Annotated in this window: 15 protein-coding genes; 6 read left to right on the plus strand and 9 right to left on the minus strand. The window is 61.8% G+C overall.

What is annotated here, in order from left to right; genetic code table 11:
• The first annotated feature begins 79 nt into the window (after positions 1-79).
• From HKD27_RS14145 to HKD27_RS14155, 3 genes are read left to right on the plus strand one after another with little or no spacing between them, the layout of a single operon-like run.
• Positions 80-1,522, plus strand: coding sequence for an APC family permease (locus HKD27_RS14145; protein ID WP_194689894.1), 1,443 nt, complete (start codon positions 80-82; stop codon positions 1,520-1,522).
• Between the two features lie 4 nt (positions 1,523-1,526).
• The gene (gene hemB / locus HKD27_RS14150) at positions 1,527-2,537 is read left to right on the plus strand and encodes a porphobilinogen synthase (RefSeq protein ID WP_370544280.1); all 1,011 of its coding nucleotides are present in this window, start codon (positions 1,527-1,529) and stop codon (positions 2,535-2,537) included.
• Between the two features lie 56 nt (positions 2,538-2,593).
• Positions 2,594-2,905 carry a YraN family protein gene (locus tag HKD27_RS14155; protein ID WP_194689935.1) on the plus strand — a complete coding sequence of 104 codons (312 nt, stop codon included), beginning with the start codon at positions 2,594-2,596 and terminating at the stop codon, positions 2,903-2,905.
• Between the two features lie 10 nt (positions 2,906-2,915).
• On the opposite strand, the gene HKD27_RS14160 is transcribed toward HKD27_RS14155, so the two are convergent.
• From HKD27_RS14160 to purB, 9 genes are all read right to left on the minus strand, one after another.
• Positions 2,916-3,257 carry a hypothetical protein gene (locus HKD27_RS14160; RefSeq protein ID WP_228518547.1) on the minus strand — a complete coding sequence of 114 codons (342 nt, stop codon included), beginning with the start codon at positions 3,255-3,257 and terminating at the stop codon, positions 2,916-2,918.
• A 176-nt stretch (positions 3,258-3,433) separates the two neighbouring features.
• Entirely contained in the window at positions 3,434-3,769 is a 336-nt protein-coding gene (gene grxD / locus HKD27_RS14165) for a Grx4 family monothiol glutaredoxin (RefSeq protein ID WP_011253809.1), read from the minus strand.
• A gap of 89 nt (positions 3,770-3,858) precedes the next feature.
• The gene (locus tag HKD27_RS14170; protein WP_011253808.1) at positions 3,859-4,089 is read right to left on the minus strand and encodes a BolA/IbaG family iron-sulfur metabolism protein; all 231 of its coding nucleotides are present in this window, start codon (positions 4,087-4,089) and stop codon (positions 3,859-3,861) included.
• A gap of 5 nt (positions 4,090-4,094) precedes the next feature.
• Positions 4,095-6,299 (minus strand): phosphoribosylformylglycinamidine synthase subunit PurL, encoded by a 2,205-nt coding sequence (gene purL, locus HKD27_RS14175; protein ID WP_194689895.1) that lies wholly within the window; start codon positions 6,297-6,299, stop codon positions 4,095-4,097.
• On the minus strand, positions 6,296-6,997 hold the full coding sequence (gene purQ / locus HKD27_RS14180; RefSeq protein ID WP_062459009.1) for a phosphoribosylformylglycinamidine synthase subunit PurQ: 702 nt from the start codon (positions 6,995-6,997) through the stop codon (positions 6,296-6,298). Before purQ ends, purL begins: the two co-directional genes overlap by 4 nt.
• Positions 6,994-7,398: a Rap1a/Tai family immunity protein gene (locus tag HKD27_RS14185; protein ID WP_194689896.1), complete on the minus strand. Its 405-nt coding sequence runs from the start codon at positions 7,396-7,398 to the stop codon at positions 6,994-6,996. Before HKD27_RS14185 ends, purQ begins: the two co-directional genes overlap by 4 nt.
• Complete coding sequence (gene purS, locus HKD27_RS14190) at positions 7,395-7,637, minus strand: phosphoribosylformylglycinamidine synthase subunit PurS (protein WP_194265222.1); 243 nt, start codon at positions 7,635-7,637, stop codon at positions 7,395-7,397. The genes HKD27_RS14185 and purS overlap by 4 nt, the downstream gene beginning before the upstream one ends.
• Entirely contained in the window at positions 7,634-8,398 is a 765-nt protein-coding gene (purC, locus tag HKD27_RS14195) for a phosphoribosylaminoimidazolesuccinocarboxamide synthase (protein ID WP_011253803.1), read from the minus strand. The genes purS and purC overlap by 4 nt, the downstream gene beginning before the upstream one ends.
• Before the next feature lie 135 nt (positions 8,399-8,533).
• Positions 8,534-9,865, minus strand: a complete 1,332-nt coding sequence (gene purB / locus HKD27_RS14200; RefSeq protein ID WP_194689897.1) for an adenylosuccinate lyase — start codon at positions 9,863-9,865, stop codon at positions 8,534-8,536.
• 91 nt (positions 9,866-9,956) lie between these two features.
• Between purB and HKD27_RS14205 the strand changes: the two genes are divergently transcribed.
• From HKD27_RS14205 to HKD27_RS14215, 3 genes are read left to right on the plus strand one after another with little or no spacing between them, the layout of a single operon-like run.
• Positions 9,957-10,559 carry a YjbE family putative metal transport protein gene (locus HKD27_RS14205; RefSeq protein ID WP_024716901.1) on the plus strand — a complete coding sequence of 201 codons (603 nt, stop codon included), beginning with the start codon at positions 9,957-9,959 and terminating at the stop codon, positions 10,557-10,559.
• Complete coding sequence (locus HKD27_RS14210; RefSeq protein ID WP_194689898.1) at positions 10,543-12,420, plus strand: transglycosylase SLT domain-containing protein; 1,878 nt, start codon at positions 10,543-10,545, stop codon at positions 12,418-12,420. Before HKD27_RS14205 ends, HKD27_RS14210 begins: the two co-directional genes overlap by 17 nt.
• Complete coding sequence (locus tag HKD27_RS14215) at positions 12,410-12,895, plus strand: CinA family protein (protein ID WP_194689899.1); 486 nt, start codon at positions 12,410-12,412, stop codon at positions 12,893-12,895. Before HKD27_RS14210 ends, HKD27_RS14215 begins: the two co-directional genes overlap by 11 nt.
• Positions 12,896-12,919 lie beyond the last annotated feature (24 nt).

The raw sequence follows: 12,919 nt of genomic DNA on the forward strand, positions 1-12,919 counted from the left end.
CCAGGGTGAGTTCGGCATGTGACTAGCCCAGATTGTCTGCCTCGGCAAAAACAATCCGCCTATCAAACGAGGATCCTTCATGACCACTCCGCTCTGGCGGACCAAACCCGTATCTTCCGCAGCTGACAGCCAGACTGGCCTCAAGCGTGTCCTCGGCCCGTGGCAGCTTGTTGCCCTGGGCGTCGGCGTGACGATCGGTGCTGGCCTTTTTTCCCTCACGGGCGTCGCCGCCGGCCAGAATGCCGGCCCGGCCGTGACCCTCTCTTTCGTCATCGCAGCGGTGGCCTGCGGCTTTGCGGGCCTGTGTTACGGCGAACTCGCCAGCATGATCCCTTCTGGCGGCTCAGCCTATTCCTACGCCTATGCCTCGATGGGCGAGCTGATTGCCTGGATCATCGGCTGGGATCTCGTGCTGGAATATACCGTGGGCGCCGCCGCCGTCGCCTCAAGCTGGTCAGGCTATCTCGCATCCCTTCTCGGGGGCTGGGGTGTGCATATCGATCCGCGCCTGCTGGCAACGCCGATGACGCCCGTCACGATGCCGGATGGAAGCATGGCCTCGGCCTGGTTCAACCTTCCGGCCGTCTGCGCGCTTTGGGGCGTCACAGCCCTGCTGATGCGCGGTGTGAGTGAATCCACAACCATCAATACGATCGTCGTCTGCATCAAACTTGCTGTCATCGTCGCCGTGATCGCGGCCTGCGCGCCCCATATCAGCTTCGCGCACTATCATCCGTTCATCCCGCAGAACACCGGCACATTCGGACAGTTCGGCATGTCCGGCGTCATGCGCGCCGCCGGAATGGCGTTCTTCGCCTATCTGGGCTTCGACATCGTCTCCACCACAGCCCAGGACAGCCGCAACCCGGCGCGCGACATCCCGATTGGTATTCTGGGAAGTCTGCTCGTCTGCTCCGTAGTCTATGCCGTATTTTCCATGGTCCTGACAGGCGTGGTCGATTATCGTGCCATGGCCAATGACCCGAGCCCGGTTGCCACGGCCATCGATGTCGCCGGCATGCCCTGGCTGGCCAGTCTTGTGAAACTCGGCATCACGGCCGGCTATATTTCGGTTCTGTTCGGGCTGCTGATGGGGCAGGCACGCGTCTTCCTCATCATGTCCCATGATGGTCTGCTGCCGCCCGTCTTCTCGAAGCTCAATGCCCGGACCCATACGCCTTGGACGTCACATCTGATGTTTGCAGCGCTGACCAGTGTGCTTGCTGCGGTGCTTCCGATAGGACAGCTTGGCAACATGACGTCCATCGGCACATTGCTGGCCTTCATCATCGTCTGCATCGGCGTTCCGGTCCTGCGCTACAGATATCCGGAAGCCCCGCGACAGTTCCGCGTTCCGGGGGGACTGCTCGTTCCAGTGCTCGGTATCCTGTCCTGTGGGGCGGTAATGGTATCGCTGGACAGTCTGACCTGGATCAGACTTGTTGTCTGGCTCGTCATTGGACTTGCCGTCTATTTTGCATACGGCATCCGCAACAGTCGACTTTGCAGAAGCGAAAGTTAGGAGCATGATCGGGGATATGAGCAATGCAGCATACCCCCTCTCCCGCCCGCGGCGTAATCGCCACGATGATTTCACCCGCCGTCTGGTGCAGGAACATCGCCTGCATGTCGACAACCTGATCTGGCCGATCTTCGTCTGCGAAGGCGAAAACCAGCGCCAGAAGGTCGACTCCATGCCGGGCGCCGAGCGCGTCAGCGTGGACAATGTCGTCGAACACGTCCGGCAGGCCGTGGACCTCGGTGTCCCGGCCATCGCCATTTTCCCCGTGACACCCATGAGCGTCCGCGATGCTACTGGTACCGAGGCCCTCAATCCGGACAACCTGATGTGCCGTGCCTCGCGCACCATCAAGGAAGCCTTCCCCGATCTGGGTATCATCGGCGACGTGGCGCTCGACCCGTACACCGATCATGGCCATGACGGCGTGATCGAGAACGGCCGTATCCTCAACGACGCCTCTGTGGAGATCCTGCGTCAGCAGGCCCTCAATCAGGCCCGCGCTGGCAATGACATCATCGCTCCGTCCGACATGATGGACGGTCGCGTCAAGGCCATCCGCGAAACGCTCGACGGCAACGGCTACGACACGACGCGCATCATGGCTTATACGGCCAAGTATGCCTCCGCCTTCTACGGTCCGTTCCGTGATGCCCTGGGTTCCGGCAGCCTGCTGCACGGGGACAAGAAGACATATCAGATGGATCCGGCCAATTCCGACGAAGCCATGCGGGAAGTCGAGCAGGATCTGCGTGAAGGTGCGGATATGATCATGGTCAAGCCTGGCATGCCGTATCTCGATATCATCCGTCGCGTCCGTGAGCGCTTCGAGGTGCCGACCTTCGCCTATCAGGTGTCAGGCGAGTACGCGATGCTGATGGGGGCCATCCAGAACGGCTGGCTCGACCGTGACCGCACGATCATGGAAAGCCTGATCGCCTTCAAACGCGCTGGCTGTAACGGCATCCTGACCTATTTCGCTCTGGATGCAGCACGTCTCCTGCGGGACGAACGCTGAAAAGCCGGCAGACACGCGGCGTTCAGTCCTATTACACGGGGCTGAACGCCGAAAACATTGCAGCCCGCCTCCTTGAGGAGCGCGGGCTGACAATTCTCGCACAGAGACTGAGAACGCCTTATGGCGAACTCGATATACTGGCGGCAGATTCGGAATGGCTGATCGCCGTTGAGGTCAAGCAGAGACGTAGCCTTCGGGAAAGTGCGTCGTGCCTGACAGCCAGACAGTCTCAAAGGCTGATGGAAGCCTTCAACTATATCCTGCTGACAAAACCGGAGTGGAACAGGCCCAGCACCCGGTTTGATCTGATCGTCGTTGACCCGTCAGGTCAGGCGCGACGCATCCAAGACGCGCTGCGCCAGTTCTGAAGGATAAGGATCAGGTCCGGCGAACGCGTGCGTGGCGGTGTGCCGAGGCAACTGCGACACGTGCGTGAGCGATTGCATGCGGACGATAGGCCACGTTACGGACAACCGCGTGTGAGCTGTTCCAGGCAACTGCCGTATTATGCGACGTCGTGCGACGTGCAAGAGCATGATGGAAAACGACGTGGTGATAGACCGGCGTGGCGGTCAGTGCATCGAAGGTCAGCTTGCTGGCTTCGTAATCGGTGATTGCCGGACGGGCATAGGCCTTGCCTGCCCCCATGCAGATACCGACGCCCATGATACCCAGAGCAATTCTGCCGACCCAGTTCCGCGCCATTGACGTTCGTCCCATCCCGTTCTGATGGAACCAGCCTATGCGCTGAACTCGGGGTTCGACAACCCCTCTTGGGAAAGTTTCCGAAAAAATCAAGGTCCTGCCACTTTTCGCCGCTTCATGGCTGAAATGTGGCAGGAGCAATGCTTAAAAAAACGCTGAATTCGGCGCTTTTCGTTATGACCGTGCCCGAATCAGGCGTTGGCGGTCGTGATGCCTTTTTCGGTCAGCAGAGTCTCGAGCTCACCGCTCTGGTACATGTCGGTCACGATATCGCAGCCACCGACGAACTCGCCCTTGATGTAGAGCTGCGGCACGGTCGGCCACTGGGAGAAATCCTTGATGCCCTGACGCAGTTCGGCGCTTTCAAGGATGTTGCAGGTCTCGAACGGAACGCCGAGATGCGTGAGGATCTGCACCACACGGGCGGAGAAGCCGCACTGCGGGAAGAGCTTGTCACCCTTCATGAACAGCATGACCGGATTGGCGTCGATCAGGTTCTGGATATGCTGGAACACGGTTTCGGACATTGGATTTTCCTTGTTTCGGCAGGGCGGACGATGGGTCCGCGCCTGCTGTCTCAGTGCTCGTCTGGAAAAAAGGACGTCAGCCCCGGCTCTTAAGGGGTGAGCGTCTTGAGGGCCATCGCATGCAGTTCAGTGCCCATGCGGGTTCCGAAGGCATCATAGACCAGTTTGTGCTGCCGCACACGAGAAAGGCCACGGAAGGCCTCACTTGTGACCGTGCAGGCGTAGTGATCCCCGTCCCCGGCGAGATCTTCGATCTCGATCCGGGCATCGGGAATGGCGGCAAGGATCGTGCGTTCGATTTCAGAAGCTGCCATAGGCATGAAAATCAGGCCCCTTCACCCATGAACCGCGGGAAGAATGCTGCATTGATCTCCCGGAGACGCTCGGCACTGACGCGGACAGTGCCCGGAAGCTCCAGATCGGAGCCACCCGAACGTCCCAGGCGCATTGCCGGAGCGTTGGCCTTCTCCGCCGCCGCGACAAGGGCTGCACCGTCGGAAGTTGCAATGACGTAGCAGCTTTGGTCCTCACCGAACCAGAATGCATGTGCCGCAACATCCGTCGGCGCGGCTTCAAGCGTGCAGCCAACGCCGCTCGCCATGACCATTTCCGCGACTGTCACCAGCAGGCCGCCATCGGCGATGTCATGACAGGCCGTAACTGCGCCCGCAGCAATCTGGCTGCGCACGAAATCACCATTACGACGCTCGACCGCAAGATCGACCATCGGCGGTGCGCCATCTTCACGCTGGCAGATCTCGCGCAGCCACAGGGACTGCCCGAGTTCGCCGCGAATAGTGCCAACCAGCACCAGATCATGGGCATCCGGCATCGAAAGCCCGATGGACTTCGATGCATCCGCCAGCACGCCAAGCGCACCGATCGCCGGCGTCGGCAGGATCGCCTGAGCCTCGCCGGACGGAGAACGCGTTTCGTTATACAGCGAGACGTTGCCGCTCACGACCGGGAAGTCGAGCGCACGGCAGGCATCGCCCATACCTTTGATGGCATCGGCAAACTGCGCCATGATTTCCGGACGTTCCGGATTGCCGAAGTTCAGGTTGTCCGTCACGGCCAGCGGAGTTGCGCCCGTTGCCGTGATGTTGCGCCATGCCTCGGCAACAGCCTGCGCACCGCCTGTCTTCGGATCAGCCTGACAGTAGCGCGGTGTGCAGTCCGTCGTCAGGGCAAGACCCAGACGCGTGCCTTCAACGCGCACAACAGCCGCATCGGCCGCACCTGGACGACGCGCCGTGTTGCCACCAACCGAGCCGTCATACTGGTTCCAGACCCAGGCGCGGGACGCCAGATCCGGGCAACCGATCAGCGTCAGAAGCGCCTTCTCGATCCCTTCCGGGTCAGCCGGTGTCTCGATCCGTGCCGGTGCCGTCAGAGGCACAGTCGGACGGTTGTAGACCGGAGCCTCATCTGCCAGCGGGGCTAGCGGAATGTCAGCCTCGACTTCGCCCTTGTGGCGGATCGTGATGCGGCCCGTATCGGTCAGTTCACCGATGACGGCGAAGTCCAGCTCCCACTTTGCGAAGATCGCACGGGCAACTTCGGTCCGCTCGGGCTTGAGGACCATGAGCATGCGCTCCTGGCTCTCAGACAGCATCATCTCATACGCCGACATGTTCGGCTCGCGCTGCGGTACGGCATCGAGATTGAGCTCGATGCCCACGCCGCCCTTGCCTGCCATTTCAACGGCAGAGGATGTCAGACCCGCAGCGCCCATATCCTGAATGGCCACGATCGCATCCGTTGCCATCAGTTCAAGGCAGGCCTCGATCAGCAGCTTCTCGATGAACGGATCGCCAACCTGAACCGTCGGACGCTTGGACGCCGCTTCCTCGTCGAATTCCGCGGAAGACATGGTCGCGCCGTGAATGCCGTCACGCCCCGTCTTGGAGCCGACATACACGACCGGATTGCCCACACCAGCCGCAGCGGACAGGAAGATCTTGTCCTGCTTGGCCACACCCACCGTCATGGCATTCACGAGCGGATTGCCGTCATACGCCTTGTGGAAGTTGACCTCACCACCCACGGTCGGAACACCGACGCAGTTGCCATAACCGCCAACGCCACGGACGACGCCATCGACAATGCGACGCGTTCCCGCATGTTTCGGATCGCCGAAACGCAGAGCGTTGAGGTTCGCAACCGGGCGCGCGCCCATCGTGAACACGTCACGCAGAATGCCGCCAACGCCTGTCGCAGCACCCTGATAGGGCTCGATAAAGGACGGATGGTTGTGGCTCTCCATCTTGAAGACGGCGGCCAGACCCTCGCCGATATCCACAACACCTGCGTTTTCGCCCGGACCATGGATGACCCACGGGGCCTTGGTTGGCAGCGTCTTGAGATGGATGCGGGATGATTTGTAGGAGCAGTGCTCGGACCACATGACGGAGAAAATCCCGAGCTCCGTGAAGCTCGGCGTCCGTCCCATGATCGTGACAAGCTTGTCGTATTCCTCGCCGGTCAGTCCGAAAGACTGGGCAAGCTGGGCATCAATCGTCACACTCATCCGACAAGAGCCTCCACAAGGCCTTTGAAAAGCGGCACGCCGTCGGTTGCGCCGATTTCGGGGTCAGTCAGGTTCTCCGGGTGCGGCATCAGGCCACAGACACGGCCGTTTTCGCTCAGGATACCGGCGATGGAGCGCGTGCTCCCGTTGGGGTTGGTCGTCCGGTCATCGTCCGAAACCGCGCCGTCCGCACCGCAATAGCGGAACGCCACGCGGCCCTCGCCTTCAAGGCGCTTCAGCGTCTCGGGCGAGGCCGTGTAGTTGCCGTCACCATGCGCGAGCGGCGCACGGAATACATCGCCGCGCGTCCAGCCCTGCGTATAGGGCGAAGACGCGTTCTCGACCTTGAGGTGGCAGTCCTGCGACAGGAAGCGCAGACCCGCATTACGCAGCAGCGCACCCGGCAGCAGATGGGATTCCGTCAGAATCTGGAAGCCGTTGCAGACGCCCAGCACATGACCGCCCTTGCCTGCGAACGCCTTGACGTCGCGCATGATCGGCGAATGGGCGGCCATGGCACCACTGCGCAGATAGTCCCCAAAGCTGAATCCCCCCGGCAGCACCACGAGGTCCAGATCCCCCAGCGAAGTCTCCCCGTGCCAGATCAGACGCGGCGTCTGCCCCGTAACCAGCTTCAGGGCATGGACCATGTCGCGCTCCCGGTTCGTGCCGGGAAATACGACGATACCTGCCTTCATTTCTGGCCCTCCGCGGGAGCGGATGCATGGCACGGATAGGTGTCATGCAGGGCGCGATAGACGGCCTTGCCTGCCGGCTCCGTCAGCGCATCGTTATGCGCATGCAGCCAGGCGACGACCAGACCACGCACCTGCGGTGCGGTCTGCTGGGCCGGAACGCAGAATGCCACCGGGGCGGACTCATCATGCGCAAAGCTGTCGTACTTCTTGGCCCAGGCCTCGCCGTCCATTAGGCCGGACAGATAGGCGTCGCACATGCCGATGGACGACTTGCTGGAGCACATCTGGCCCAGAGCCTTGCCCGAAACCTTGGATACGCGCTGCGCGTGGGCGGGGGCTGCGACGAGAGCAGGCGCGGCCACGAGGCCGGCCAGCAGGAGCATCGTGGAAAGACGGGTCATCCTGCCACCTCAACGCTGAAATCTTCAATGACTTCATTGGCCAGCAGGGCGCGGGCCATGGCTTCGCCCTCCGCCAGAGCATCGGCAGCATTGTCGGCCGGAACTTCAAGCTCGACGACGCGGTTGATGCGGACTTCGCCCAGGCCCTTGAAACCGAGGGTTTCGAGAGCATGGCCCACGGCCTTGCCCTGCGGATCGAGAACGCCGTCTTTCAGGGAAACAAAAACACGGATTTTCACTGAACTGCCTCCGGACCCTTGAGGTCACCATTCCCGGACTCGGGCAGGATCCCGAGACGCTTTGCCACTTCCTGATATGCTTCCTCGACGCGACCCATGTCACGGCGGAAGCGATCCTTGTCCATTTTCTCGTTCGTCTTGGAATCCCACAGACGACAGTTATCCGGCGAAATCTCGTCCGCCAGAAGAATGCGCATCTCCTCGCCTTCCCAGATCCGCCCGAATTCCAGCTTGAAATCGACAAGTGTGATGCCGACGGCCGTGAACATGCCCATCAGGAAATCGTTCGTCCGAAGCGCCAGCTGGTTCATGTCGTCCATGTCCTGCGGTGCGGCCCAGTTGAAGGCGGCGATGTGCTCTTCGGAGACCATCGGATCGCCGAGCGCATCGTTCTTGTAATAGTACTCGATGATCGTGCGCGGGAGGCGCGTCCCCTCGGGGATGCCGAGCCGCTTGGACAGGGAGCCCGCCGCCACGTTACGCACCACGACTTCAAGCGGAATGATCTCCACTTCCCGGATGAGCTGCTCACGCATGTTCAGCCGGCGGATGAAGTGGGTCGGGATGTTGATCTCGTGCAGCTTGAGCATCAGGTATTCGCTGATACGGTTGTTCAGCACGCCCTTCCCGGTAATGATGCCGCTCTTCGCGCCGTTTCCGGCGGTGGCGTCATCCTTGAAGTACTGAACGAGTGTGCCGGGTTCTGGGCCTTCAAAAAGAACCTTGGCTTTGCCCTCATAGAGCTGGCGGCGGCGAGCCATGAGCAATCCTTAGCGTTGCGCCGTCCTGACAGGAAATGCGGACGGCTGGAGCAGCGACGAATTGTGGTTCCATAGCATTGCGGAACCGGAACTGCGAGTGTGCGGGGCGCAGGAAATCCACGCCCCGCAGGCCTCTCAGTCAAAGATACGGGCGAAGATACGGTCCACGGCGCGCAGATGCTGCGCCGGATCGAACGCCTGATCGAGAATCTCCTTGCTGACACGACCGGAGACTTCCGGATCGGCCTCAAGGTTTTCGCGGAAGGTTTTGAAGCCCGGCTTGCCCAGCTTCGTCCATGTTTCCATGGCGTTACGCTGCACGATGCGATAGGCGTCCTCGCGCGAAATGCCCGCACGGGCCAGCGTCAGCAGCACTTCGCCGGAATGGACGACGCCACCGAGGCTCTCCATGTTCGCGATCATCTGCTCGGGGTAGACGACCAGCTTTTCCATCATCCCGGCCAGACGGATCAGCGCGAAATCCAGACCGATCGTCGCATCGGGGCAGATGTTGCGCTCGACGGCGGAGTGGCTGATGTCCCGCTCATGCCACAGTGCGACGTTTTCCAGCGCCGGGATGACATGCGAGCGGATCAGGCGCGCCAGACCCGTCAGGTTCTCCGACAGGACAGGGTTGCGCTTGTGCGGCATTGCCGAGCTGCCCTTCTGTCCCTTGTGGAAGAATTCTTCCGCTTCCCGGACTTCCGAACGCTGCAGATGACGGACCTCGACGGCCAGACGCTCGATGCCGCTGGCAATCACGCCGAGCGTGCAGAAGAACGCAGCATGACGGTCACGCGGGATAACCTGCGTAGACACGCTCTCGACAGCCAGACCCAGCTTGTCGGCCACATATTCCTCGATCTCCGGGTCGATATGGGCATAGGTCCCGACAGCGCCGGAGATGGCGCAGACTGCGATTTCCTTGCGTGCCTGGATCAGGCGGGCGCGGTTGCGGGCGAATTCGGCGTAGTGGCCGGCGATCTTCAGGCCAAAGCTGGTCGGCTCGGCATGGATCGCGTGACTGCGGCCGATCGTGACCGTGTTGCGGTGCTCGTAGGCACGGGCCTTCAGGGCGGCGAGAACGCGGTCCAGATCTTCCAGCAGCAGATCGGCGGCCTGCGTCATCTGGACGGACAGGCAGGTGTCCAGCACGTCCGAAGACGTCATGCCCAAATGGACGAAACGGCTGTCGGGGCCGACCTTTTCCGCAAGCCAGGTCAGGAACGCGATGACGTCATGGCGCGTTTCGGCCTCGATCTCGTCGATGCGGGCCAGATCCGCGTCGGAGAACACGGCCATGGCAGCGTCACCCTTCTCGCGGATGGTCTTTGCTGATTCGGCGGGAATGTCACCCCGTTTCGCCATGGCTTCGCAGGCAAGGGCTTCGATCTCGAACCAGATACGAAAACGGTTGGCGGGAGACCAGATGGCAGTCATCTGCGGACGGCTGTAACGGGGTACCATGGGAACTCCGGATGCGAGGTGGGGCTTTACGGAGGCTCCTTAGACCAAATACGAAGATATTGCACGGACCCCTTTTCGGAAGAATGACACCTTGGCCCCTGACTCTCTGCTTCACGCCCTCATCGCCCTCGGCCAGATCACCCTGATCGACATCACCCTCGCCGGTGACAATGCCGTCGTGATCGGAATGGCCGTTCGCAACCTTGAAGGCCGGCAGCGCCGTCTGGCCATCCTGTTCGGAACGGGTTTTGCGGCCATCCTGCGTGTCGGTCTGGCCCTGCTGGCGACAACGCTCCTCGCGGTGGTCGGCCTGACGCTGGCGGGTGGCTTTCTGCTTCTGTGGGTCTGCTGGAAGATGTATCGTGAGCTTCGTGGCGGCGAACATCACGAGGACGTCGAAGCTGCCCCGCCCCGTCTTGGCCCTGCCGTCCTGAGGATTGTGGTGGCCGATCTGTCCATGAGTCTCGATAACGTTCTGGCGGTGGCTGGTGCCGCCGTCGGGCATCCATGGATTCTTGTATCGGGGCTTGTGCTCTCGGTCCTGCTGATGGGGCTTGCCGCATCGGTCGTCGCCAATCTTCTGGCCCGTTACCGCTGGATCGCATGGATCGGTCTGCTGGTGGTGCTGGGTGTCGCAATCGAACTCGTCATCCGGGGTGGCGGAGAGGTCTGGACGCATGTTCTTCCGAAATAGCCGAACACTCCTTATGGGGCTTATGACGCTATTCGCCGCGTCATCGGCCCTCGCCGCGCCACCGTCTCCTCCCGTTCGGGAGCGGCTGGCGGAATGGCTCATTCTCGTCGGACCGGGCGGAACCACTTTTTCGGCACAGCGCTACGCTGATTTCCTAGCACAGACGCCCCAGTGGCCGCAGCGGGTCCGGATCCTCTGGCGCTATCAGAACGCGCTGTCCCAGACCAACGATCCGCAGATCCTGAACGCCCTTTGCCCGCGCTATCCCCTCACGCTTCCGGCGGCGTTCGAGGCATGCGCCCCTCATCTTCCTGACGCGGCCTCAACGGCACGTCGCCTCTGGCTGTCAGGCAATGCCCTGACTGTCAGCGAAGAACAGACGCTGTTCCAGCGTTTCGGCCAGAGCTTCACGCCTGCCGATCAGTGGGCCCGTTACGAGGCCTTGGAACTGCGGGGCCAGTTTTCCGCCGCGTCGCGCCAGATCGAGCGTCTCGCTCCGGACCAGCAACCCTTGGCAGGTGCCCGGCTGGCCGAGCGTCTGGCCTCGCCTGACGCCGATTCCCTGTTCGCTTCGCTCCCTGCTGGCGTGCAATCCGATCCTACCCTGATCCGCTATCGTCTCAGAGCGCTGCGCCGTGGGGACAGGCTGGACGAGGCGCTCTCGCTATGGAACGCGCAGGGGGCCGCGCTCCAGCAGGCCAGTCCCTCGCATGACTGGTCATCCGAGCGCATCAGTCTCGCCCGCGCCCTCCTGCTGGCTGGTCGTCCGAAAGAGGCCGCAGATCTCGCAGACGACACCACCATGGCGCCTGATACGACGGATTGTCAGGAAGCCGCCCTGCTTAGCGGTATCATCGCCCTGAGAGAGCTTCAGGCCCCTGCCCGCGCGGAAAAATTCTTCAGGTCCCTTCAGGACGCCACTTCACTCCAGATGCAGGCCCGTGGCTATTACTGGACAGGTCGCGCCCTACAGGTCGCAGACCGGCAGCAGGATGCCGAAGCGGCCTTCCGCAAGGCCGCGTCCTATCCCACGACCTTTCCGGGTCAGCTCGCGCTCGCGGCCCTGACCCGGGACGAAAATATTCTGGTATCCGGAAAATCGTCAGAGGCTTTTGACGGTGCCCTGCTTCAGGCGCTCCAGACCCTCCCCACCCCGACTGCCGGAACCCTCAGCCGTACGGACCTGCTTGAAGCCGCAATGGATCTCGTGCAGGCGGGTGATCCCGATCACGCACGGGAGTTCCTCATGATGCTGGGCGTGGTCAATCCTTCGCCCGAGGGGCAGAAAGCCGTCGCGGACGCTGCGTCCCGGCTGGGCCTGGCCGCACCGGAAGTCTTCGCGTCCTATGCCCTGGCGCGTAAGGGGATTGCTCTTTACCCGCAGGGCTTCCCCGATCCCTATCCGTCAGCCTCGACTGTCCCCGACGGGCTGCTGCCCGCCATTATCCGGCAGGAGAGCGGCTTCGATCCCGACGCCATCAGTGGCGCTCATGCGATCGGCCTGTTGCAGCTTCTTCCCGCCGCGGCAAAGGACGTGGTGCGCAAGGGGCATCTGGGCTCCGTTAATGTCTCACCCGCAGCTCTGACCGATCCCCAGACGAATCTCCGCATCGGCAACGCCTATGTCTCACAGCTTCTGGAGCGTTTCGGGAATGTGATTCCCTATGCTCTGGCGGCCTATAATGCTGGCCCGCACCGGGTCGATCTCTGGCTGAAGGCAGATCCCCCTTCCGACCCGCTCTCCGAAGACGGCGTGCTGGACTGGATCGAACGCCTGCCCTATCGCGAGACACGCCTCTATATCGAAAACATTGAGGCCAGCATGATGATCTATCGTGTCAGGAACCTCCATGCCGGATAACGCACTCCGCACACTTTCCGAGCACGTGCTTGAGCATCTTCGCAGGACCGGTTGGAGGCTGGTCACGGTGGAAAGCTGTACGGGCGGTCTGATTGCTGCCGCGCTCAGCGATATTCCCGGATCGTCAGACGTGCTGGAAGGCGGCTTCGTTACGTATTCCAACGCCCTGAAAATGAGTGCTGTCAGTGTTCCCGAGGCCATTCTGGCTCAATACGGCGCCGTTAGCACCCAGACCGCCGAAGCCATGGCCAGAGGCGGTCTTCTGAATACCAAGGATGCGGACCTTGCCATCTCTGTGACGGGGATCGCCGGACCAGGTGGTGGCAGCACACTCAAGCCGGTCGGAACCGTCTGCTTCGGGCTGGCCGCCCGAACCGGATCAACCACAAGCGTGCAGTGCCATTTCACGGGAGATCGTGCTGCCATCCGCGCCCAGTCCGTACACCATGCCCTGCAGATGGTTCTGAACGCCTGACACAAAAAAGCGGCTCCCGAATGA

This window comes from Gluconobacter sp. R75690 (genome assembly GCF_015244525.1).
In the GTDB taxonomy this organism is placed as follows: domain Bacteria; phylum Pseudomonadota; class Alphaproteobacteria; order Acetobacterales; family Acetobacteraceae; genus Gluconobacter; species Gluconobacter potus.